Source organism: Nocardiopsis sp. KDC1DS13DA1, from assembly GCF_055632325.1.
On sequence record NZ_JBVMUY010000057.1, the window covers coordinates 1 to 21,418 of the forward strand.

The following is a 21,418-nucleotide window of genomic DNA, read 5'->3' on the forward strand; positions in this document are numbered from 1 at the left end:
GCAATCATCCCCAGGCGTACTCGCATCTGGGACTGATCCGCTGCGCCCGACTCCTGGACCAGCACGCCTGACGTCCGCCGCCCGCGTCCGCCGACCGCGGACGCGGGCACGGCGTCCGAACCGGCGGATAGGGTGCACCCTCCCAGCAGCGACCGGAAGGCACCCCCTATGACCGCGACCGGTACCACCCTGACCCGGCGCGAGCTCAATCGCGCCACCCTCGCCCGCCAGTTCCTCCTCCACCGCGTCGACCTGCCCGTGGCGGAGGTCGTCACCCACCTCGTGGGACTCCAGGCCCAGACCACGCACACCTGGTACGTCGGCCTCCAGAGCCGGATCGAGGGGCTCGACCCGCACGCGGTCGGACACATGCTCACCGACGGCGAGCTGGTGCGCGTCACCCTCATGCGCTCGACCCTGCACCTGGTCACCCCGGAGGACCTGGCGTGGCTGCGGGCCATCGCGCAGCCCGTGATCGACCGCGATCTGACCCACAGCAGCCACGGCCGGACCACCCGTGGCCTGGACCTGGACGCGGTCGTCACCGTCGGCCGCGCACTCCTGGAGCAACAGCCGCTCACCCCCACCGACCTCGGTGCCCGCCTCGCCGAACACTGGCCCGACGTGCCCGGCGGCGACCTGGCCTACGTCGTCCGCTGCCGTCTGCCCGTCGTGCAGGTCCCGCCGCGCGGGGTGTGGGGCGCCTCGGGGCCGCCCGCGCTCGCCCCGGCCGACGCCTGGACCGGGCGCACGCTCGATACCCGGCCCGACCCGGAGAGACTGGTCACGCGCTATCTGGCCGCGTTCGGCCCGGCCACCGTGAAGGACGTGCAGACCTGGTCGGGGCTGACCCGGCTGCGCGAGGTCGTCGACCGCCTGCGCGACCGGCTCCTCGTCCTGCGCGGGGAGGACGGCGCCGAACTCCTCGACCTGCCCGACGCCCCGCGCCCCGACCCGGACACCCCCGCCCCGGTCCGCTTCCTGTACGACTTCGACAACCTCCTGCGCGGCCACGCCGACCGGAGCCGGGTGATCTCCGCCGAGAACCTCAGGCGTATCTCCGCGCGCAACGGGATGCCCCCGGCCACGGTCCTGGTGGACGGTGAGGTCGGCGCCGCGTGGAAGGTGGTCCGCACGCGCCGCGCGGCGACCGTCGAGGTCGTCCCGTTCCGCCCCCTGAACCCGGCGCAGACCGACGAGGTGACCGCCGAGGGACTGCGGCTGCTGCGGTTCCTGGAACCGGACCGCGACGGGCACGAGGTCCGCTTCCTCGCCGCACCCTGACCCCCGTGGCGCGTCTTTTGTCCAGACCTGTCCGGACCACGGATGACACGTGCGGATATGGAAGGATTCTCGGGTGACTGAAGAGTTCCGCGCCGCGTTCCAACGCGTCCTCGACACCGCCGCAAGCCAGGCACCAGAGTTCCCCTCCGCCGTGCACGACGTGTTCCGGCTGTCCTCACAGGTGTCCAGGGACGAACTCGCCACCGCGATGGAGGCGCTCGCACCGGTCCTCGCCGACTGCGAGCCCGCCGCGGGTGTGGCCGCCGACCTCGCCGTCCTGGCCGGGGCCCTGGTCGAGTCGGGCGCCCCGGCGGGACAGGTCGGTCTGGAGGTGCTGCGCCAGCTCGGCAGCTACGGCCAGGCGGCCGTGGCGTTCATGCACGCGTGGGACAAGACGGGCGGCGGAGCGCTCCCAGCGCCCACCGAGGTGACCGAGGCCGAGGAGAAGCGGGTCGAGGAGGTCCTCGGGGACAACGCGCCGCTGGCCACGGTCGGCTGGTGGACGTCGCAGCGCTACGGCCTCGCGGCCAAGGCCATGCTGGGCGACTCCGGTGTGCGCTCGGCCGTGCGCGGGGACGCCAGCGCGCTGGAGGGGCTGAGCCAGATCGTGCGCGCCCTCGCGACCCAGCTCAGCGAGTTCGGTGAGGTCCGCGAGCTGCTGCGGATGGCCGAGGCGAGCCGGGCCCTGGTCCTGGACCGCGTGTCCTGGCGGGGGTTCCGGGTGCGGTTCGACGGGATGGGCGACAACTTCCAACTGCACACGCTGCTGGCGGACGCGCTGATCGGCAAGGAGGGGCGCCAGGTCCCCGGCACCCGGCCGGATCCGCGCTGGAGCGCCGCCTGCCTGAACGCGCCCGCCGACCCGCTGGCCGACGTCGTGCGCGGCGAGTGGGACCTGGTCGGCGGTGACGGGACCTGGATCGGCAACGAGGCCGTCCCCGGGGACATCCCCGTGATCGAGGGCGAGCGGGTCCTGGTGCTGGAACCGCAGACGCTCGCGCACTCCTGGCGCGCGGGCCGCCGCCACCCGCACATCCCCGGATCGCTGGAGATCCTGGAGGAGCTGCACCCGGACGAGGCCGCCGCGTGGTGGTCGCGCATGCACCCGGCGGGCTCGGTCCGACACCCGCTGGCACCGCCGGTCGAGCACGACGACACCGGTTCACAGCGCGCGCCCCGCCACTTCGGGGTCGCGGCGCACTTCGCCGAGGTGGACTCGGGGCCGCTGTCGGCGCCCTTCGACTCCCCGGATGAGGAACCGCAGGAGGCCGGGGCGTCCTGGGCGAACGAGGAGTCCTGGACGGTGCGGGGCTCCGACGGGTTCGGTGAGCCCGGTGCCTTCGGTGAGCCCGGCGGGTTCGGCGAGGCTCTGGGGAGCGAGGAGATCTGGGAGCCCGAAGGGCTGCGGGAGCCGGGGGAGCCGCTCCCGTTCCGCGAGCCCCGCCCCCTCCGGGACACCGGCGGGCCGGGGGAACCGGAGGGCGGTCCCGGCGGTGTTCCCGAGCCCGTCGCGACCGAACCGTGGGGCGCCATGACGGATCCCCTCGCCCCGGAGCCGGTCGCGTCGCACCCTCTGGGCGCGGAGCCGTGGAGCCCCGCACCGGACCGGCCCGAGCCGCACCCGTGGGCGGCCGATCCGACCCCGCCCGCCCCGGAGCCGCTCGCGGCCGACGAGGGCCGCCCGCCCGGCGCGCACCTGCTCCCGCCCATGCCACCGGGCGTCTCGGAGAGCTGTCGCTGGGCCCCGTCCTGGCGGTGGCCCCTGCCGCCCGGCCCCGAGGACTAGGCTGTGTTTTCTTGGGTCCTCCGCTTCGCTTCGGACCGTGTCCGTGCGCCCGAAAGACAGGGATTCTTCGTCCTCGGCCACGCCTGTCGCTCGTTCCTCGCTGCGCGGCTCGCCTCGTCCTGCAGAACCCTGTCGGCGCCCGGACGACGACCCCCTTGGGTGACCGCGCCAAAGAACAGGCCCCAGACGGTGCCTGTTCGGGTCCCCCGCTCCGCTTCGGACCGTGTCCGTGCGCCGACCCCCTTGGGTGACCGCGCCAAAGAACAGGCCCCAGACGGTGCCTGTTCGGGTCCCCCGCTCCGCATCGAACCCTGCCCGAACACCCGAAAGACAGGGATTCTTCGTCCTCGGCCACGCCGGGTGAGAAGCCCCGGGTCCGCGGACGCCGTACCCCGCACGCGCCCCGACATGACACATGTCATTCCGAGCGTGCCGCGTACCTCATTCCGACACGGTGACGTGTACGACTACGACGGACGGATCCGTCACGACATGCTGGGACCCATGGCAACGCAGAGGCACACCCACCCGGCCGCCGACGGGACGACCACGGACGGGGCCGCCCCGGGCGTCGGCGGCGCCGAGACCGGAACCGACCGGGCCGACGAGCACCCCGCCGCCGACGCGGACGGCCCCGCCACCGACCCCAAGGAGGCGGCCCGGGCCAGACGCGAGCACGAGGCGCGGGAGGCGCTGCGGGCCATGAAGCCCTGGAAGGGCAAGGCGACCCGCCAGGACAAGGCCCTGCTCGCCTGCGCCATCGGCATCCCCGCGTTCTTCCTGGCCCTGACGCCGCTCAAGCCGCTCCTCATCGCCGACCACCCGATCGGGCTGGCCTTCCTCACCGGGAGCAACGCCGCCGTCGGCGCGGCCGCGGCCTACGCCTCGATCGGGCGGATCCCGCTGTGGCTCGTCGTGGTCGCGGGCGTCGTCGGCAAGGTCAAGGTCGACTGGCTGTTCTGGTGGCTGGGCCGGCGCTGGGGGCGCGGCTTCATCAACCTCCTCGCCCAGGGCGAGCGGGCCCGGCGGTTCGCCGACAGGGCCCACGACCTCAACCCGTGGATCATCCGGATCGCGCTCACGCTCTCCTACCTGCCCGGCGTGCCCGCCGCCCTCATCCACGTCACCGCGGGCTGGACCGGCATGCGCCTGCGGACCTTCTTCCTCTTCGACGCCCTGGGCGCCCTGATCCTCACCGGGATCGTGACCGCCGTCGGGTACGCGAGCGGCCAGACCGGGGTCGACGTCATCCTCCTCGTCGACCGCTACGCCCTGTGGCTCACCCTCGCGATCATCTTCGTGATGTCCTTCTACCCCGTGTTCAAGCAGCAGCGGGCGGAGAGGGCCAGGCGCAGAGCCGCCGCCGAGGCGGCACCGCCCGACGGGGAGACCGCGTAGGACGTGCGCTCCCCCGGTCACCCACGAGCGGGGACCGCACGGCTAGGCTGGCGTTCGGCAATCCGACACCCCGGGCCTGCCGGCTGCCTGGGTGCGTCACGAGCACACTCAAGGAGAGATCCCGTCATGGGACAGCGACACTTCGATCTGGTGGTCCTCGGCGCTGGTCCGGGCGGCTACGTCGCGGCGATCCGCGCGGCCCAGCTCGGGCTGAACACGGCCGTCATCGAGGAGAAGTACTGGGGCGGCGTCTGCCTGAACGTCGGCTGCATCCCCTCCAAGGCGCTCCTGCGCAACGCCGAGCTGGCCCACCTGTTCCACACCGAGGCCGACCAGTTCGGCATCAGGGTGAACGGCACGGTCGAGTTCGACTTCGGCAAGGCCCACAGCCGCAGCCGCGAGGTGGCCGACGGCCGGGTCAAGGGCGTCCACTTCCTCATGAAGAAGAACAAGATCACCGAGCTCAACGGGCGCGGCACGTTCCTCGACGCCAACACCGTCCAGGTGCGCGGCGAGGACGGCTCCACCGAGACCGTCACGTTCGACAACGCGGTGATCGCCGCCGGGTCCTCCACCAAGCTCATCCCCGGGACCGAACTCTCCGAGCGGGTCGTCACCTACGAGGAGCAGATCCTCGACGGGAACCTCCCCGAGAGCATCATCATCGCGGGCGCGGGCGCCATCGGCGTGGAGTTCGCCTACGTCCTGGCCAACTACGGCGTCGACGTCACCATCGTGGAGTTCCTCGACCGCATGGTCCCGCTGGAGGACGAGGAGGTCTCCAAGGAGCTGGCGCGCGCCTACAAGAAGCTCGGCGTGAAGGTCATGACCTCCACCCGTGTGGAGGGGGTCGAGGACACGGGCGGGAAGGTCCGCGTCACCGTCTCCGCCTCCGACGGCAAGCAGCAGACCCTGGAGGCCGACCGGCTGCTCCAGGCGATCGGGTTCGCGCCGAACGTCGAGGGCTACGGCCTGGAGAACACCGGCGTGAAGCTGACCGACCGCGGCGCGATCGACATCGACTCCCGGGGCCGCACCAACGTGCCGAACATCTTCGCGATCGGCGACGTGACCGCCAAGCTCATGCTCGCGCACACCGCCGAGGCGATGGGCATCGTCGCGGTGGAGACCATCGCGGACGCCGAGACGCAGGAGATCGACTACCGGTTCATCCCGCGCGCGACCTACTGCCAGCCGCAGATCGCCAGCTTCGGCTACAGCGAGAAGGAGGCGCGGGAGGCCGGGTACGACGTCCAGGTCGCCAAGTTCCCCTTCATGGCCAACGGCAAGGCGCACGGCCTGGGTGAGACCCGGGGCTTCGTCAAGGTCATCTCCGACGGCAGGTACGGGGAGTTCCTCGGCGCCCACATGATCGGGCCGGACGTCACCGAGCTGCTGCCCGAGCTGACGCTGGCCCAGCAGTGGGACCTGACGGTGCACGAGGTGTCCCGCAACATCCACGCCCACCCGACGCTCAGCGAGGCGGTCAAGGAGGCCGTGCACGGCCTGGCCGGGCACATGATCAACCTCTGACCGGACCGCGACGCGCGGGGCGGCGGGAACGAGGACTCGGCCACGTCGGCGGGGCACCCGGGGGACTTGCTAAGTTTCCCTGTGACCCCCGCCGGAGCCTCCTCCCGCCGCCCGGCGCTCCCCGATCCGAAAGCCACCCATGCGCCTGATCCCCTCCACCCCCCTGTCCTGCCTGGGCACGGCCGTTGTCGTCGTCGCCGTCGGCGGTGTCGCCCTCGTCGGCTTCGGCGTGATCGACCTCGACATGGACCTGAGCCTGTCCAGCGGCGACCTCGACGCCTTCGAGGGCCTGCCGCTCGGCGAGGCCAGCGGCGAGCCCAGCGCCTCCCCCGACGCCGGGGAGGACCCGGACACGCCCGGCTACGCCCTCCCCGAATCGTGCGCGGCGGCGGGCGTGGCGGAGGTCGTCGGCGACCTGGCCCCCGGCCCGGTCCTGACCGAGGAGGCCGGAGCGGTCGAGGGGATCGACGGCGCCGAGCAGCTCGTGTGCTCCTACGGCGACGGCGGCACCGAGCCGGGCGGCCCCACCCTCACCGTCGTGTTCACCCTGGGCGCCGACCCGAGCCTCAACCCCGACGTGGTCCAGGTGCCCGGTGCCCAGGAGGAGATGAACTGGGAGGTGGACGTCGACGTGGACGTGGACACCTACCACACCGACGAGGCCGACACCCTGGGCGGCGACCTGGAGTACGTGGGAGCCGTGGACGGATCCAGCCGCCACCTGTACCTGGAGCTCCCCGGTGAGCTGCACGTGACCGCGATCTCCTATTACGGCGACGTGCCCCGCGAGGACCTGGAACGCGTCGTCATGACGGCCGCGGAGCGGATCAGGAACTAGCGGCGCCTGTTGCGGGCCCCGCTGCGCTTGGGCCCGCCCCGTCCCGCCGAACCCCGACGGTGCCCGAACAGGAGCCCCGGGGTGTCCGGCGCGGGACCCGCACGCGAGCGGGACACGACCCGCCCCGAGTACGCCCCCGGGGCGGGGCTCAGGAGGTGAGCACGCCCCCGGCCAGGAGCCGCAGGGATCGGCCGACCAGAGCGGCCGGACCGCCGTCGCCCTCCGCGGGCGCGTCGGTGACCGCCCACCGTTCGAGCGACACCCGCACCGCGTCGGTGGCGGCGGCCGCCGCCAGGCGGTGGGCGATCGGGTCGTCACCGAACCCCGGCCACGCCTCCAGCACCTCCGCGAGGTGTTCCTCCGACTGTCGGTTCACCCGGTACCAGACGTCGCGGAGCGCCTCGTCGGTCACGGCGGCGCGCAGAAGCGCGCGCGTCCACTCCAGGCCCTCCGGACCGCCGTCGTCCCCCTCCGCCATGGTCTCGGCGACCGACTCCGCCAGGAAGCCGACCAGGTCCCTCCCGGTCGCGCCCTCGTTCTCCGGAGCCGCCATCCGCTCGGACAGCCGCGCGCGCCAGCGGTCGGCCCCCGCCAGCAGCAACGGCGCCACGGCGTCCTGCTTGGTGCGGAAGTAGCGGTAGAAGGTGCGCAGCGCCACCCCGGACGCGCGGGCGATGTCCTCGGCGGTGGTCCGGTCCACCCCCTCACGCGCGAAGAGCGCGGCGGCGGCGCGGGCGATCTCCAGACGCGTGGCCCGTCGTCGGCGCTCGTGCAGGGGTGCGGAGGGCGCCTCGGGCGGCGGTGCGGCACTCATTCCGACCAGCATAGTCGTGTGGTGATGACCATTCACGCCAGTGTGGCATGACGTGCCACATGTGCATAACGTGTAAGAGGAGTGAGGCCGCCGCCGACAGTCCGACGGCCCCGAGAGTCTGGAGCAGACCATGAACCGCTACGCAGGGCGCCGCGTGCTCGTCACCGGCGCCGGATCCGGAATCGGCCAGGCCACGGCGCTGCGCGTGCTGTCGGAGGGCGGCACCGTCGCGGCCGCCGACGTGAGCGAGGCCGGGCTGGGGGACACGCTGGCCAGGGCGGGACAGGCCGCCGACCGCCTCGGCACGGTGGTCGTCGACATCGCCGACGAGGCGTCCGTCCGCACCGCCGTCGAGTCGGCCACCGCCCAGCTCGGCGGACTGGACGCCCTGGTCAACGCCGCCGGGATCCTGCGCTCCTCGCACACCGAGCGGACCAGCGCGGCCGACTTCACCCGGATCCTCCAGGTGAACCTGGTCGGCACGTTCCTCGTCATCCGCGAGGCGCTGCCGCACCTGCGTGAGGGCCGGAGCCCCGCGGTGGTCAACTTCAGCTCGACCTCCGCCGCCTTCGCGCACCCGTACATGGCCGCCTACGCGGCGAGCAAGGGCGGCATCCAGTCCATGACCCACGCGCTCGCCAGCGAGTACGCCGCCGACGGCATCCGCTTCACCGCGGTGCAGCCGGGGTCGATCTCCAGCGGCATGACGGACGGCAGCGGCGCGAGCGGGCAGAGCGCCGGCCCCGGGCTGCCCGAGGACGCCGACATGCGCCTGTTCGCCAAGCTGAGCCCCGCCGTCGGCGGCGGGGGGTTCGCCGGCCCGGAGACCGTCGCCTCCGTCGTCGCCATGCTGGCCTCGGAGGACGGGGCGTTCGTCACCGGCACCGAGATCCGCGTCGACGGCGGCACGCACTTCTGAGCCGTCCTCAGCCGCGCCCCCGCACGCACGGGGGCGCGGCCGCGCACGCCGCGACCGCGCCCCCCACCCGGGCCCCCGTCGGGGAACCGGTCAGTACTCGACCGGGATCTCCGTCAACTCACCGAACGGGCCCGCGCGCAGGGTCAGCTGCTCCACGTCCGCCGCGGGCGCCGGGAACACGGCGACCAGGTCGTAGGTGTTACCGGGCTGGAGCAGGTGCACCTCCTCGGCGAAGCTGCTGTGGCGCCCCTCGCCGAAGTCCATCTGCGCCACGTACCGCACCAGGCCGCTCTCCGGCTCCAGCAGCTGGAATCCGCCGAGGGTGCCCCGGTTGAACTGCTCCGGACCGCCGGCCAGGATCGCGTCCGTTCCGCCCAGGTCCGGGATGGTCGGCTCGTCCCCGGTGTTGGTCAGGGCGAACGTCCCGACCACGTACGCGCCGTCGCGGCGCAGCGGGTAGACGTCCAGGCGCACCCCGTCGAGCTCGCCGCTGGCCACCACCGAACCCGGGTCGTCGCTGTAGGGCGCGGGCCAGGTCACGTTGCGCTGGGCCACCCCCAGGGCGTCCTCGTCGTACTCCGCTTCCTCCGCGGCCTCCGCGGCGGTGTTGTAGACGTACGAGAACTCCACGCGGCGGTTGCGGGCGCGGGCCTGCTCGTCGTCGGGACCGCCCTCGCGCGCGACGGGCTCGTCCATGCCGCGCCCCTCGACCTCCAGGGTGTACCCGGAGCCGATCTCCTCGGCGAGCAGGTCGCGGACGGTCTCGGCCCGGTCCACCGACAGGGCGTCGTTGTAGGAGGCGCTGCCGATGCCGTCGGTGTGGCCGATGACCGTGATGGTCGGGTCGTCGGGGTCGACGTTGGCGGTCAGGGTCGTGGCCGCGCGCCGGACCACCTCCTCGGCCTCCGGTGTGAGGTCCGAGCTGTCGAAGGCGAACATCACGTCCGAGTGCAGCGAGATGATCTCGCGGTCGCCGTCACGGGTGGTGGAGGCGATCTGGGAGTCGACGAAGCTCTGCACCCAGCCCTCGTCGGCCACGGCGTCGCCGTCGGGCCGGCGGTTAGCGAAGGTGAGGTTCTCGCCGCCCGGCGGAGGGTTGTCCGGGGTGAGGTGGTCGGGCCCGTTCGGATCCTGGGGGTCCGACCGCTCCTCGTCCACGTCCTGGACCGGGATCCCGGTCATGGCGCCCAGACCGCTGCCGATGAAGGTCACCTGCTCGACCTCGTCGGGCAGGCGCGGGAAGTAGCGGACGTACTCGTTGGTGACCCCGTCGAACACCGGGTACAGACCGTCACCGTTCGGGCTCTCGGAGCCGTACTTGAGTCCGCCCTCGTCGAGGAACTGGCGGTACACCCGGCCGGTCACGGGGTCCACGAGCGTGTGCGCCATGCTCAGGTTCCGGTTGGGACCGGAGAACTCGTCGGAGTAGGTCACCTCGTAGTACATGACCGTGTAGTCGTCGGTGCGCTCCAGGCCGGTGATCGAGAAGGCCATCTCGTTGTCCTGGCCCGTGTCCTGGAAGATCCGGCCCTCGCGGACGTAGGGGAACTCCTCCCTGACCTGGGGCGGGCCGTCCCCGCCGAAGGTCTCGGACCACCAGTCGGCGGTGGCCGTGCAGCCGCTGAGCAGGAGGGCTCCCGATACGGTCAGCGCGACCGCGGTGACGGTCGTCTTCCACGCCATGTGGGGGAACTCCGATCGTTGAGGGGACGTACCGGCAACATCCTCTACCAGTCGGGCGCCCGGCCCGACCGCGCGTCCCCCGTCCGCGGGGCCGCGGCACCCCCGTGGGGAATTTTTTTCACTCCGACCAATCCGCGTCCGCACCCGGCCGCGAATCCCCCACGTGACCACCAAGACACGGGGCGACAGCACCCGGAACCGGAACCAGCGAGAGATCGCCGTCGGCGCGGCCGTCGGCCTGACCGCCGTCGTGTCCGGCCTCGGTGCCGCCGAACTCGCCGCCGGTGCGCTGCGTACCGCGTCCCCGGTGGTCGTCGTCGGCGACGCGCTCGTCGACAACAGTCCGCCAGGACTGATGGAGCTGGCGATCTCGCTGCTCGGTACGGCCGACAAGCCCGTACTGATCGCCGGGGTCGTCCTGGTTCTCGCCGTGTCCGGCGCGGTACTGGGGATCGCGGCGCTCAGCCGACCGGTCCTCGGTTACGCCGGTGTGGCGATTCTGGCGACGGCGGGTGCGGCCGCCGTCCTCCTGCGCCGTGCCGACGACCCGGGAGCCGTGGTCCCGGTCCTCGTCGGCGCGGTCGCGGGTGCGCTGGCCCTGGCACTCCTGCTGAGGAGCGCCCGGGCCGGCCTCCCCACCCGGGAGGGGGAGAAGGGGGAGACGACGGTACCGGCGGCGCGGGGGGAGACGCCCGATCCGACCCGGGAACCCGGACGACGCGGTTTCGTCATCACCGCGACCGGGATCCTGGGGGCGTCCGCAGCCGCCGGTGCCGTCGGCCACTGGCTCCCCCGGTCCCTGGGAGCCACGCCCGGCGCGGGCCCGAGCCTGCCCGCACCGGCCCGGACCCTGCCCCCGCTTCCCGCCGGGGTGGACCTGGGCGTCCCGGGACTGACCCCGTTCACCACCCCCAACACCGACTTCTACCGGATCGACACGGCGCTCTCCGTCCCCCGGCCGGACCCGTCCCGGTGGACCCTGCGCGTCCACGGGATGGTCGACCGCCCCTTCGAGATCGGGATGGACGAACTGCTGTCGATGCCGCTGGAGGAGGCCGACATCACCCTCGCCTGCGTGTCCAACCAGGTCGGCGGCGACCTGGCGGGCAACACGCGCTGGCTGGGCGCCCCCCTCGCACGGCTGCTCCGGCGCGCCGGGGTGCAGTCCGGCGCCGACCAGATCCTCAGCACCTCCCACGACGGCTGGACCTGCGGGACGCCCACCGAGGTCGTCATGGACGGGCGCGACGCCCTCCTCGCCGTCGGCATGGGCGGCGAGCCGCTGCCCGCCGAGCACGGGTACCCGGCCCGCATGGTCGTGCCCGGCCTGTACGGCTTCGTCAGCGCCACCAAGTGGGTCACCGACATCAAGCTCACCCGGTTCGCCGACGAACGCGCCTACTGGGCCCAGCGCGGATGGGGCGTCCGCGCGCCGATCAAGACCATGTCCCGGGTGGACGTACCCGCCCCGCTGGGCCGGGTGGCCGCCGGGGACGTGGCCCTGGCCGGTGTGGCCTGGGCCCAGCACCGGGGGGTCGACGCCGTCGAGGTCCGGGTGGACGGCGGCGACTGGTGGACGGCCGAGCTCGCCCGCGTCCCCGGGATCGACACCTGGGTCCAGTGGGTCACCGAGACATCCGTGGAACCCGGACAGCACGACGTGGAGGTCAGGGCGACCGACGCCACCGGTACCACACAGCCCTCGGCCAGAGCCGAACCCGTTCCCGACGGAGCCACCGGGTGGCACCGCATCCGCTTCACGGCGGAGTGACAGACCATCCTCCCTCGCCGCGACCGCGGCCAGAGAAGTTGAACAAGTTGAAGGAGAGTTCCATGATTCGCAAGAGCGTTCTTACCACCGCCGCCTCCGCCGCCGTTCTGGCGTTCGGCCTGACCGCCTGCGGCGACATGGGCGGTGAGGAGTCCACCGACACCGCGTCGCCCGAGGCGACCGAGGAGGCGGGCAACGGCACCGAGGAGACCATGGGCGATGACATGACCGCCATGGAGGCGTTCGGCCCGGGCTGCGCCGCGGTCCCCGAGGACGGCGCGGGCAGCTTCGAGGGCATGGCGCAGGACCCGGTCGCGACCGCGGCCTCGAACAACCCGGTCCTGTCCACCCTGGTCACCGCCGTGACCGAGGCCGACCTGGTCGACACGCTCAACTCGGCCGAGGACATCACGGTGTTCGCGCCCACCAACGACGCCTTCGCCGCGATCCCCGAGGAGGACCTCAACGCCCTCCTCGCCGACCAGGAGCAGCTGACCGAGGTCCTGACCTACCACGTCGTCGAGGGCAGGCACGCCCCGGCCGACCTGGAGGACGGGACGTTCACCTCGCTCCAGGGCGGGGACGTCACCACCGAGGGCGCCGGAGAGGACTTCACGGTCAACGGCGACTCGCAGGTGGTGTGCGGCAACGTCCAGACCGCCAACGCCACGGTCTACATCGTCGACACGGTGCTGATGCCCTCCTGAGGGCCGTGACGTCCGGGCGGTCCGCGCGTTGACGCCGGGCCGCCCGGGCACCGTTCCCGACCGCCCGTGAGAGGAAGTGGGCAGATGGACGAGGAAGCCGCGGAGCCCCTCGAAACCGGGGCTGTGGCCCAGGGGCCGCCGAACACCAGGCTCGCCGGACTGCTCCGGTGCGTGGCGCGCGGGGACGAGGACGCCTTCGACGAGGTGTACGAACTGGTGAGCCCCTCCGTGTACGGCCTGGCGCGCCGGATCCTGCGCGACCCGGCGCAGTCCGAGGAGGTCGCCCAGGAGGTGCTGGTGGAGATCTGGCGCACCGCCTGCCGGTTCGACGAGAACCGCGGCAGCGCCCGCGCCTGGGTGATGACGCTGACGCACCGCAGGGCGGTCGACCGCGTCCGCTCCGAGCAGGCCGCCTCCGACCGGGAGGCCCGCGCCACGGCCACCGAGACCCACCGGCCCTTCGACGAGGTCGCCGAGGAGGTCGGCGACCGGCTGGAGCGCGAACGCGTCCGCCGGTGCCTGGACACCCTCACCGACCTCCAGCGCCAGTCCGTGCGGTTGGCCTACTACGGCGGGTACACCTACCGGGAGGTCGCCCGGTTGCTGACCACGCCGCTGGGCACCGTCAAGACGCGGATGCGCGACGGCCTGATCCGACTTCGAGACTGCCTGGGGGTGGAGTGGTGAGGAGATCACTGAGCCAGGACCCGCACCGCCTGTCCGGTGCCTACGCCCTCAACGCCCTCTCCCCCGACGAACGCACACGCTTCGAGGACCACCTCGCCGGGTGCGCCGCCTGCGTGCAGGAGGTCCGGGGCTTCTCCGAGACCGCCGCCCTGCTCGGCTCGACGGCGGCCCAGGCGCCGCCCGAGGGACTGCGTGAACGCGTGATGGAGCAGGTGTCCCGGACCCGGCAGCTGGCACCCGCCCCGGAACGCCTGCCCGAGCCCCGTCGGCGCCCGTGGGGGTGGGGCCCCTGGATGGTGCTCGCCGCCTGCCTGGCCGTGGTGGTCGCCCTCGGCGCGGTCGTGGCCGACCAGGTCGGCCAGGTCCGCGAACTGCGGGAACGGGAGAGGCTCATCACCTCCGTCCTCACCGCGCCCGACGCCGAGTACACCTCCGGCGAACTGGAGGAGGGGGTCAGCATGACCCTCGTGCACTCCGAGGACCGGGGTCGCATCGTGTTCGGCGCGCAGGGGCTGGAGGACCTGGAGGGACAGGACTACCAGCTCTGGCTGACCCACGAGAACGGGGCGGTCACCCCCGCCGGTCTCCTCGCCCTCGACGGTCGGGGCGAGTCCCTCCCGGTCGTCGCCGACGCCTCGGCCCCGGGGGCCGAGGGCGTGGCCGTCACGATCGAGCCCGAGGGCGGGTCGGACCAGCCGACCACGGAACCGATCGCGGCGATGACGTTCAGCAGTTGAGCACCGGTGTCCGTGGTCTGGCGGGCGCGTGACCCGTCAGGCCACGGACACCTCCTCGGGTCGGGGCAGGGAGCGCATCACCGGGGTGAGCGTGCACAGGGCCGCCGCTCCGGACACCAGGGCCATCGTCAGGAAGACCCACTCGGGTCCGGCCAGGTCGAAGACGATCCCGGTGCCGAGGATCCCCACGGGCTGGGACAGCATCGCCAGGAACACGACGGCGCCCAGGACGCGCCCCTGACGCGCGTCGCCGACCGAGGCGGCCACGTACCCGTAGAACAGTGCGTTGGCACTCGGGACGACGGCGAACACGCAACCGAGGATCACTCCGAGCAGGACGACGTTGGGTGCCACCAGCAGTGTGAGCGCTCCCAGCGGCGCCGACCACGCCGCCACGAGGAAGGTCGCCGACGGGCGCGCCCACCGGACGACCAGCCCCGCGGCCAGGGATCCCGCCAGACCGCCGGTTCCGGCCAGGGAGACGGTCATGCCGATCTGGAGGTGGGAGGCACCCTGCCCCTCCGCGGTCGCGATGATCGCGAGGAAGGCCCCCGTGGCGGTGAAGACCAGGTTGAACCCCAGGATCCAGGCGATCATCGGACGCAGGACGGGGTGCCTGGCCAACAGCGCGAAGCCGTCGACCACGCCGCGCAGGGTCCACTCGTCGGCTTCGGTGCGGTCCGCCTGCATGGGGCGGCGGACGGCCAGCAGCAGGACGGCCGAGACCAGGTAGGTGAGGGCCTCGACGGCGAACGGCAGCGCCCTCGCCAGGTTGAACAGCGCACCCGCGACCGGGGCGCCCAGGGCCGTGCTACCGAAGAGGCGGACCTGGTTCTGGGCGGCGGCGTCCGCGAACTGCGCGGCCGGGACCAGTTGTTTGGTCGCGGCCGTGGCCACCGGGTTGGCGATCCCCGTCATGGCGGCGGAGGCGACCGCCACACACGCGATCAGCGGGATCGAGGCGTGCCCGGTCAGCAGCAGGACCGTGAACACGGTGAGCAGGGCCAGCCGCCCCAGGTCGCAGCCGAGCAGCACCGCGCGCCGGTTGGTCCGGTCGGCGAGGTCCCCGCCGAGGACGGCGCAGACCATCGCCGCCGTCACCTGGGCGGCCCCGATCGCACCGGCCTGCGCCGCCGACCCCGCGAGGACGAGCACCAGGAGCGGGTAGGCGACCGCTCCGCACTCCTTGCCCAGTCCGGCGAGGAACCTGCTGGTCCAGAGGGCCTGGAAGTCGCGGTTGCGCAGGAGCGCACGGGAACCGTCCGCCCCGGCCCCGTGCGGGGCCCGCCCGGGTGGCCCGGACGGGCCCCGCCGCCCGGTGGTCATGCGGACCGGCGGAACGCTGTGGGAACCGGTCTGGGGGGCGGATCGGGGGGTACGGATCTCATTCCGCCATTATGCGCGCACGAACGGCCCCGCGCCGGTACTGCGACCCACGGATTCGGCGGCCGCCTCGATGGTGCGCGGGGTGCGTTCGACGTAGGCCACGACCAGGGCGACCGTGAGCGATCCACCGGCCACGAACAGGTACGACGCGCCCCATCCGCCCGTCAGCTCACCCACGAGCCCGAAGAGCAGCGGACCGCCCAGGGCGATCCCGCTGCCCGCCCCCTGGACGAAACCGGAGAGCGCGCCCGCCCCGCCCGGGGTGGTGCTGCGGGTGTTGATCATGGTCATGGTCACCACGAACAGGCTGGTGCCCAGGCCCAGGAAGACCGCCCACAGGGGGGTCAGGTGCTCGGGGGCCACCGCGACGCCCAGGTAACCGATCGCGTACCCGGCCACCCCGAGCGCGACGATCGGGAACGTGTTGGCCGAACGCACGGTGACGATGGGCGCGACCAGGCCGAACAGCAGGCTCACCCCGACCATCAGCGACACCATGCTCCCGGCGAAGGCGTCGGTGTGCCCGGCGTCGGCGAGCAGGGTCGGCAGCCACGTGAAGAGCGTGAAGACGTTCCAGGTGACCATCCCGAACAGCAGGGCCACCCGCCAGGCCATACCCACGCGCCAGACGGGGCGGGCCAGGGCGGTCCGGGTCGGGGCGGGTACCGGCCGTGCGGTCCGGCCGCGGGCCGGGCGCAGCCACTGGAGGAGCCACAGGCCGGCCGCCGCCAGGGCGATCACGGCCCACGCCCCGATGGCGAGGCGCCATCCGGCGATCTCGGCGAGGGGGACGGCGACCAGCGGCGGGAAGAGGGCACCGGTGTGGATGGCGACCATCTGGACGGTGCTGAGCGTCGCCAGACGGTCGGGGAAGTACTGCTTGATCAGGGGCGGCAGCACGACATTGCCCAACGCCGCGCCCGCGAGGGCCACGGCGGTCAGCACCAGCAGGGTGCCGGTGTCGGGCGCGAAGGCGCGCAGGGCCTGCCCGAGGGCGGTGAGCAGCATGCTCAGCACGGCGGTGAGCTCGGGACCCAGACGGCGCATGATCGCCGGGGTGACCAGACCGAAGACGGCGAAGGCGATCAGCGGCAGGGTGCCGAACACGCCGATGACGGCGGCGGCGAAGCCGAGCTCGTCCCCGACCGTGGTCAGCAGGGGTGACAGGGCGGTGACCACCAGGCGCAGGTTCAGTGCGGCGCAGGTGATCGCCAGTAGGGCCAGGGTGCGGCCTCGGAGGGCTCCGGTGGGAGCCGCGGTGAGCGGCCGGACCGACGGTCGGTCGGTGGCGGCCGCGACGGAGGAAGCGCTCATGACGGCGACGGACGTCCCTTGTTGTGCGGTGATGCGGCGCTGCATCAGAGCGGGGTCGACCGGCGGGCGGCGTTGCCTGCCCGGGAGGGATCCGCCTCCCGAGGCGAGCCAAATACGACCTTTTCAGAGGAATGCTATGCACAAAGCGGGTGTATACACAACTTTCCGTACTTAATACGGCTACTATGGGCTTATGGCTGATCTTGACGAACTTGATACGGCGATCCTGGCCGAACTCCAGTCGGACGCACGACGCACCAACCGGGACGTGGCCGCCGCGGTGGGCGCGTCGCCGACCACGACGCTGGACCGGACCCGCGCGCTCAGGGAGAGGGGTGTGATTCGCGGCGCACTGCTGGACGTCGACCTGGAGCTCATCGGCCGACCGGTCCAGGCGCTCATCACCGTGCGCATCGTCAAGCCCTCACGGCACAACATCGAGGCGTTCCGCGACTGGGTGCGCTCGCTGCCCGACACCCTGTCGGTGTTCGTGACCTCGGGAAACGAGGACTTCCTCATCCACGTCGCCCTGCCGGACAACGACAGTCTGTACGCGTTCGTCGTCGACAGGCTGACCGAGCGGCCCGAGGTCGCCGACGTGCGGGCGTCGATCGTCTACGAACACCTGCGCAACGACCGCATCGCCCCCGCCACGGCGAGGGGGCGCCGGCGGCGGTAACGGGCGACGGGGCGGGGCGAGCACCCCGGACATACGGGACAGAGAGCGACACATACCCTTTCGGGGTGCAGAACTCCCCCACCAGAGACACCCCATGACCGCACCCGTCGTGGCCGCGGTGCTGCTCGCGGCACTGCTGCACGCGGGGTGGAACGCGATCGCCCACGCGATCACCGACCGCCTCGTCGGCTTCGCCCTCCTCGGGATCGGCGGGATGGCGGCCACCCTGCCGCTGCTCGCCCTCACCGGGCCGCCGCCCCGCGAGGCGTGGCCGGTCCTGCTGGCGTCACTGGCGGCCCACCTGCTCTACCTCACGCTGCTCATGCTGTCCTACCGGACGGGCGAGTTCGGGCAGGTCTACCCGCTGGCGCGCGGCACGGCACCATGGGTCGTGGCGCTGGTCGGCGCCACGGTCATGGGCGAGTCGCTGCCCCCGGCCGACCTCGCCGGGGTTCTCGTCGTCTCGGCGGGGCTGATGACGTTGGTGTTCGCCGGCGGGCGACCGGACCGCTCCCGCGTCCCCTCCCTCCTGGCCGCCTTCGCCACGGGCCTGGGCATCGCCGCCTACACCGTCGTCGACGCCTACGGGGTCCGCCTGACCGGTGACCCGGTCGGGTACATCACGTGGGTCATGCTCCTCCAGGGGCCCGTGTTCCTCCTGGTCGCGCTGGTCACGCGCCGAGGCGCGCTCCTGGAGCAGCTCCGCCCGGTCTGGCGGATCGGGCTCCTGGGCGGCGCGATCAGCGCGGGCGCCTACGGTCTGGTCCTGTGGGCACAGCTCTCGGGCGCGGTCGCCGGTGTGGCGGCGCTGCGGGAGACGAGCATCGTCTTCGCGGCGGTCCTGGGCTCCCTCGTCTTCCGCGAGCGGTTCGGCCCCGTCCGGGTCGCCGCCGCAGCCGTGGTCGTGGCCGGTGTCCTGCTGCTCGCGCTGTGAGACACGCCCCGACTCACTCGGGTGAGGGCGTGAGCAGCACGAATCCGGTCTGGAACGGGTCGGTGCACAGAGCCAGCCGCCCCACCCCGGGAACGTCGTCGGGCCCCATGAGCACCTGACCGCCCGACGAGGTGACCGCCGCCGCGGCCACGTCGCAGTCGGCGACCGCGAAGACCGGGTGCCAGTCCCCGTCGCCTCCGCTCTCCGCCAACCGGGTCCGGTCCACGCCCATCATCCCGCCGAAATCCCTCCCCCCGGCGGTGCCCGCCGGGGCGATGATCCGGTAGGGCTCGGGGCTGTCCGGGAGGGCGAAGTCCCGGTAGCGCCAGCCGAACAGCGCGGTGTAGAAGGACCGGGCGCCCGCGCTGTCGGGCGTCCACAGCTCGACCCAGCACAGGCTGTTGGCCCGGTCGGTGACCCCCATCCCCGGGAAGTCACGCGCCTGCCAGAGCCCGAAGCCCCCGCCCTGGGGGTCGGAGCAGAACGCCATCCGGCCGTACGGGAGGACGTCCGTCGGACCCTCGTGCACCGTGCCGCCCAGGCTCGCCACGGCGCGGGCGGTCCCGTCGACGTCAGCGGTGGCGAAGTAGACCGTCCACACCGGCCGCTGCCCCTCCTGCGCCAACGGCCCGAGCCCGGCCACCGGGGTCCCCCCGTCCGACCGGAACATCCGGTACCCGCCCGTCTCCGGCGCCGACGGGCCGGCGGTCCAGCCGAACACCTTCCGGTAGAAGGTGACGGAGGCCTCGATGTCCGGCGACCCCAGCTCGATCCAGCACGGGGAGCCGGGAACGAAGTCGGTGGTGATCATGGGTACCCCTTCTGCGTGTTTCCACGAAACGCACCACCTCCGAGTCTCTCCCCCGCCCTCGCCGGGAACGGGCCGCGACGCGGCAAAGACTCACACAACTCCCGCATCGGCCCAGCGGCCGCGGGCCACGCGCGTCAGCGCCCATCCCGCGAACACCCACAGCACCGCGGCCCCGCCGAAGCCCGGGAGGACGAGCCACAGGGCGCCCCCTCCAGCGGCCGCGGCTGCCAGGGCCGACAGGACCGCGACCGAGCACAGGACGCCCGCGAGGACGCCGAAGGCCCGGACGCCCAGGATCCAGGCGAAGGGCAGGAAGTGCGCGCCGACCACGAGCATGGTCCACACCGGGGCCCACTCGGGATGTCCGAGCCGACCGTCCAGCAGGTTCTGGCCGAGCACGATCAGGGCGATCTCCACCGGGATCACCAGCCCGAACCACGCCTGTCGGCGGACGTGCGGCGGCGGACCGCCGGGGGAGGCGAGGCCCGGCGACCGGAGCGACGTCACCAGGACGCCCGCACCCGCGATCACGAACAGGGACAGCACCACCCAGCCGACGCCGTCCAGGGCCGACTGCCAGGCGGGGACCCCCTCACCCGCCCAGCTCCACCACACCCGGCCGAAGACCGCCCCGACCACCGCACCGACCACGGCCGCGACCGCCGTGTCCTTGCGCATACCCCACCCGCCTCTCGTCCGCCCCTGGGACGTCCGCGAAGTCCGGGCGGTTCGGAGGAAACCGCATATTCCCGGCGAAGAACCGCTTCACAGCCGGAGCTCGAAGACCATCCGGTCCTGCCCGGGGCCGTCGTAGTCGGCGAACGGCCCCGCCACCTCGAACCCGAACGCTTGGTGGAAGGCGATCGAGCGCTCGTTGACCGGCGCCGTCACCGCCCGCACCACCGTCCGCCCCTCGGCTCGGGCGGCCGCCGTGAACCGCTCGTAGAGCCGGGTCGCCAGCCCCGACCTGCGATGCCCCGGCGCCACCCCGACGAAGTGCACGTAGGCCTCCTCCGGCCCGGACGGCGACGCGAACCCCACGAGGAAGCCCGCCAGCTCCTGCCCGGCCTCGGCCGTGAGGCTGCTGGTGTGGAAGTGGTCGAGGAACAGGCGGGGCAGCACGCCCGCGATCGGCCGCCCCCACCAGTGGTCGCACACCGCCATGATCCGCGCGTGGTCGGAGGGGCGGGCGGTACGGATGCTGACATCACACACGGCAGGGGGCTCCTGTCACCTCGGGGGGCGGACCGGTCATGGTAGTGCCCCGCCCGGGGCGGCGGGCCGGGTCACGGTCGGCCGAACACCTCGCGGAACGGCGACCGCACCGCGTCGGCGCCCATCACCGCGAACACGACGTGCTCGAACACCCCGGCGAACTCACCTTCGAGGTGTTCCGCGAAGGCCCCCGCCACCTCGGCGGGACGGTTTCCGAACACGCCGCAGCCCCAGGCCCCCAGAACCAGGACGTCCGCTCCCCGGTCGGCGGCCACCGCCAGGACGCCCCGGGCCCGGCGCACCAGCACTCCGGGGATCCGCTCCGCCTCGCCGGTCCGGTTGCGCTCCACCATCCGACGGTTCGGGGCGGCACACGTCAGGAAGGCCGCCACCACCGGCTCGGGCAGCCACCCGCCCCGGTCGTCCCGGAACACCGGGACGCTCGGCGCGTGGATCACCCGGTCCGTGTAGAGCAGGCTCCGCTCGCTCCGGTGGTGCCCGTAGAACTCCGGGCACGTCGTCAGCGCCGCGTACAGGCCGCTCGATCTGGCCAGGCTCTCCTCCTGGGCACGGGCCCCGTTGGCCACTCCCCCACCCGGGTTGCGGGCGGACGCGAAGTTCAGGGCCGCGACCGCACCGGACCCGGACAGCCGCGTGACGGCCTCCAGGGTGCTCTCGCCCGTGACCTCGACCCGGGTCCTGCGCGTTCCCTCCGGCGCGGTCAGGTCCCGCAGCTCCTCGGGTGAGTAGAGCCGCGTACCCGCGCGCATCGCCGCGAGCGCCTCCGACAGGTCGACGGTGCGACCGTCGACCGTGTACCGCTCCTCCTCGACGGCGGCCCGGGTCTCCTGCCACACCCAGCGCAACCTCTGGGACATGTGCCCACCCTCCGATCTCGACGGGGAACGAACCTACCGACGGG

Annotated in this window: 20 protein-coding genes; 12 read left to right on the forward strand and 8 right to left on the reverse strand. The window is 72.9% G+C overall.

Annotated elements, in window-relative coordinates:
- Positions 1 to 168: 168 nt before the first annotated feature.
- From ACTVAJ_RS28985 to ACTVAJ_RS29005, 5 genes are all read left to right on the forward strand, one after another.
- Complete coding sequence (locus ACTVAJ_RS28985; RefSeq protein WP_470391480.1) at positions 169 to 1,284, forward strand: winged helix DNA-binding domain-containing protein; 1,116 nt, start codon at positions 169 to 171, stop codon at positions 1,282 to 1,284.
- A gap of 73 nt (positions 1,285 to 1,357) precedes the next feature.
- The gene (locus tag ACTVAJ_RS28990) at positions 1,358 to 3,070 is read left to right on the forward strand and encodes a hypothetical protein (RefSeq protein ID WP_470391481.1); all 1,713 of its coding nucleotides are present in this window, start codon (positions 1,358 to 1,360) and stop codon (positions 3,068 to 3,070) included.
- Positions 3,071 to 3,574: 504 nt separating this feature from the next.
- Complete coding sequence (locus tag ACTVAJ_RS28995) at positions 3,575 to 4,468, forward strand: DedA family protein (protein ID WP_470391482.1); 894 nt, start codon at positions 3,575 to 3,577, stop codon at positions 4,466 to 4,468.
- 126 nt (positions 4,469 to 4,594) lie between these two features.
- Positions 4,595 to 6,001 carry a dihydrolipoyl dehydrogenase gene (gene lpdA, locus ACTVAJ_RS29000; RefSeq protein WP_470391483.1) on the forward strand — a complete coding sequence of 469 codons (1,407 nt, stop codon included), beginning with the start codon at positions 4,595 to 4,597 and terminating at the stop codon, positions 5,999 to 6,001.
- 139 nt (positions 6,002 to 6,140) lie between these two features.
- Positions 6,141 to 6,839, forward strand: a complete 699-nt coding sequence (locus tag ACTVAJ_RS29005; RefSeq protein WP_470391484.1) for a hypothetical protein — start codon at positions 6,141 to 6,143, stop codon at positions 6,837 to 6,839.
- Positions 6,840 to 6,987: 148 nt separating this feature from the next.
- Here the strand turns inward: ACTVAJ_RS29005 and ACTVAJ_RS29010 are convergent, their stop codons facing one another.
- On the reverse strand, positions 6,988 to 7,653 hold the full coding sequence (locus ACTVAJ_RS29010; protein ID WP_470391485.1) for a TetR/AcrR family transcriptional regulator: 666 nt from the start codon (positions 7,651 to 7,653) through the stop codon (positions 6,988 to 6,990).
- Positions 7,654 to 7,783: 130 nt separating this feature from the next.
- Here ACTVAJ_RS29010 and ACTVAJ_RS29015 point away from each other — a divergent pair, with 130 nt between their 5' ends.
- On the forward strand, positions 7,784 to 8,572 hold the full coding sequence (locus ACTVAJ_RS29015) for an SDR family NAD(P)-dependent oxidoreductase (protein ID WP_470391486.1): 789 nt from the start codon (positions 7,784 to 7,786) through the stop codon (positions 8,570 to 8,572).
- 90 nt (positions 8,573 to 8,662) lie between these two features.
- On the opposite strand, the gene ACTVAJ_RS29020 is transcribed toward ACTVAJ_RS29015, so the two are convergent.
- Positions 8,663 to 10,255: an OmpA family protein gene (locus ACTVAJ_RS29020; protein WP_470391487.1), complete on the reverse strand. Its 1,593-nt coding sequence runs from the start codon at positions 10,253 to 10,255 to the stop codon at positions 8,663 to 8,665.
- Positions 10,256 to 10,409: 154 nt separating this feature from the next.
- On the opposite strand from ACTVAJ_RS29020, the gene ACTVAJ_RS29025 reads away from it, so the two are divergent.
- From ACTVAJ_RS29025 to ACTVAJ_RS29040, 4 genes are all read left to right on the forward strand, one after another.
- The gene (locus ACTVAJ_RS29025; RefSeq protein ID WP_470391514.1) at positions 10,410 to 12,026 is read left to right on the forward strand and encodes a molybdopterin-dependent oxidoreductase; all 1,617 of its coding nucleotides are present in this window, start codon (positions 10,410 to 10,412) and stop codon (positions 12,024 to 12,026) included.
- 62 nt (positions 12,027 to 12,088) lie between these two features.
- Positions 12,089 to 12,733 carry a fasciclin domain-containing protein gene (locus ACTVAJ_RS29030; RefSeq protein WP_470391488.1) on the forward strand — a complete coding sequence of 215 codons (645 nt, stop codon included), beginning with the start codon at positions 12,089 to 12,091 and terminating at the stop codon, positions 12,731 to 12,733.
- Between the two features lie 84 nt (positions 12,734 to 12,817).
- Complete coding sequence (locus ACTVAJ_RS29035) at positions 12,818 to 13,420, forward strand: sigma-70 family RNA polymerase sigma factor (protein WP_470391489.1); 603 nt, start codon at positions 12,818 to 12,820, stop codon at positions 13,418 to 13,420.
- Positions 13,417 to 14,157 (forward strand): anti-sigma factor, encoded by a 741-nt coding sequence (locus tag ACTVAJ_RS29040; RefSeq protein WP_470391490.1) that lies wholly within the window; start codon positions 13,417 to 13,419, stop codon positions 14,155 to 14,157. The genes ACTVAJ_RS29035 and ACTVAJ_RS29040 overlap by 4 nt, the downstream gene beginning before the upstream one ends.
- Positions 14,158 to 14,193: 36 nt before the next feature.
- On the opposite strand, the gene ACTVAJ_RS29045 is transcribed toward ACTVAJ_RS29040, so the two are convergent.
- A complete protein-coding gene (locus ACTVAJ_RS29045) occupies positions 14,194 to 15,483 on the reverse strand; it encodes an MFS transporter (protein WP_470391491.1) in 1,290 nt (429 codons plus the stop codon).
- A gap of 69 nt (positions 15,484 to 15,552) precedes the next feature.
- Positions 15,553 to 16,857 carry an MFS transporter gene (locus tag ACTVAJ_RS29050; protein WP_470391492.1) on the reverse strand — a complete coding sequence of 435 codons (1,305 nt, stop codon included), beginning with the start codon at positions 16,855 to 16,857 and terminating at the stop codon, positions 15,553 to 15,555.
- A 193-nt stretch (positions 16,858 to 17,050) separates the two neighbouring features.
- Here ACTVAJ_RS29050 and ACTVAJ_RS29055 point away from each other — a divergent pair, with 193 nt between their 5' ends.
- Positions 17,051 to 17,536, forward strand: a complete 486-nt coding sequence (locus tag ACTVAJ_RS29055) for an Lrp/AsnC family transcriptional regulator (protein WP_470391493.1) — start codon at positions 17,051 to 17,053, stop codon at positions 17,534 to 17,536.
- A 94-nt stretch (positions 17,537 to 17,630) separates the two neighbouring features.
- Entirely contained in the window at positions 17,631 to 18,470 is an 840-nt protein-coding gene (locus ACTVAJ_RS29060; protein ID WP_470391494.1) for an EamA family transporter, read from the forward strand.
- Between the two features lie 13 nt (positions 18,471 to 18,483).
- Here the strand turns inward: ACTVAJ_RS29060 and ACTVAJ_RS29065 are convergent, their stop codons facing one another.
- From ACTVAJ_RS29065 to ACTVAJ_RS29080, 4 genes are all read right to left on the reverse strand, one after another.
- Entirely contained in the window at positions 18,484 to 19,281 is a 798-nt protein-coding gene (locus ACTVAJ_RS29065) for a VOC family protein (protein ID WP_470391495.1), read from the reverse strand.
- A 90-nt stretch (positions 19,282 to 19,371) separates the two neighbouring features.
- Positions 19,372 to 19,959: a DUF7010 family protein gene (locus tag ACTVAJ_RS29070; RefSeq protein WP_470391496.1), complete on the reverse strand. Its 588-nt coding sequence runs from the start codon at positions 19,957 to 19,959 to the stop codon at positions 19,372 to 19,374.
- Positions 19,960 to 20,046: 87 nt separating this feature from the next.
- Positions 20,047 to 20,496, reverse strand: coding sequence for a GNAT family N-acetyltransferase (locus ACTVAJ_RS29075; RefSeq protein WP_470391497.1), 450 nt, complete (start codon positions 20,494 to 20,496; stop codon positions 20,047 to 20,049).
- Between the two features lie 71 nt (positions 20,497 to 20,567).
- Positions 20,568 to 21,374 (reverse strand): TIGR02452 family protein, encoded by an 807-nt coding sequence (locus ACTVAJ_RS29080; protein ID WP_470391498.1) that lies wholly within the window; start codon positions 21,372 to 21,374, stop codon positions 20,568 to 20,570.
- Between the last annotated feature and the right edge of the window lie 44 nt (positions 21,375 to 21,418).

Excerpts from the sequence above, each read along its gene's own strand:
- ACTVAJ_RS29015 (WP_470391486.1), top strand. The coding sequence starts at position 7,784 with ATGAACCGCTACGCAGGGCGCCGCGTGCTCGTCACCGGCGCCGGATCC.
- ACTVAJ_RS28995 (WP_470391482.1), top strand. The coding sequence starts at position 3,575 with ATGGCAACGCAGAGGCACACCCACCCGGCCGCCGACGGGACGACCACG.
- ACTVAJ_RS29055 (WP_470391493.1), top strand. The coding sequence starts at position 17,051 with ATGGCTGATCTTGACGAACTTGATACGGCGATCCTGGCCGAACTCCAG.
- ACTVAJ_RS29060 (WP_470391494.1), top strand. The coding sequence starts at position 17,631 with ATGACCGCACCCGTCGTGGCCGCGGTGCTGCTCGCGGCACTGCTGCAC.
- ACTVAJ_RS29045 (WP_470391491.1), bottom strand. The coding sequence starts at position 15,483 with ATGACCACCGGGCGGCGGGGCCCGTCCGGGCCACCCGGGCGGGCCCCG.
- ACTVAJ_RS29065 (WP_470391495.1), bottom strand. The coding sequence starts at position 19,281 with ATGATCACCACCGACTTCGTTCCCGGCTCCCCGTGCTGGATCGAGCTG.
- ACTVAJ_RS29035 (WP_470391489.1), top strand. The coding sequence starts at position 12,818 with ATGGACGAGGAAGCCGCGGAGCCCCTCGAAACCGGGGCTGTGGCCCAG.
- ACTVAJ_RS29070 (WP_470391496.1), bottom strand. The coding sequence starts at position 19,959 with ATGCGCAAGGACACGGCGGTCGCGGCCGTGGTCGGTGCGGTGGTCGGG.
- ACTVAJ_RS28985 (WP_470391480.1), top strand. The coding sequence starts at position 169 with ATGACCGCGACCGGTACCACCCTGACCCGGCGCGAGCTCAATCGCGCC.
- ACTVAJ_RS29005 (WP_470391484.1), top strand. The coding sequence starts at position 6,141 with ATGCGCCTGATCCCCTCCACCCCCCTGTCCTGCCTGGGCACGGCCGTT.
- ACTVAJ_RS29050 (WP_470391492.1), bottom strand. The coding sequence starts at position 16,857 with ATGAGCGCTTCCTCCGTCGCGGCCGCCACCGACCGACCGTCGGTCCGG.
- ACTVAJ_RS29080 (WP_470391498.1), bottom strand. The coding sequence starts at position 21,374 with ATGTCCCAGAGGTTGCGCTGGGTGTGGCAGGAGACCCGGGCCGCCGTC.
- ACTVAJ_RS29020 (WP_470391487.1), bottom strand. The coding sequence starts at position 10,255 with ATGGCGTGGAAGACGACCGTCACCGCGGTCGCGCTGACCGTATCGGGA.
- ACTVAJ_RS29010 (WP_470391485.1), bottom strand. The coding sequence starts at position 7,653 with ATGAGTGCCGCACCGCCGCCCGAGGCGCCCTCCGCACCCCTGCACGAG.
- ACTVAJ_RS29030 (WP_470391488.1), top strand. The coding sequence starts at position 12,089 with ATGATTCGCAAGAGCGTTCTTACCACCGCCGCCTCCGCCGCCGTTCTG.
- lpdA (WP_470391483.1), top strand. The coding sequence starts at position 4,595 with ATGGGACAGCGACACTTCGATCTGGTGGTCCTCGGCGCTGGTCCGGGC.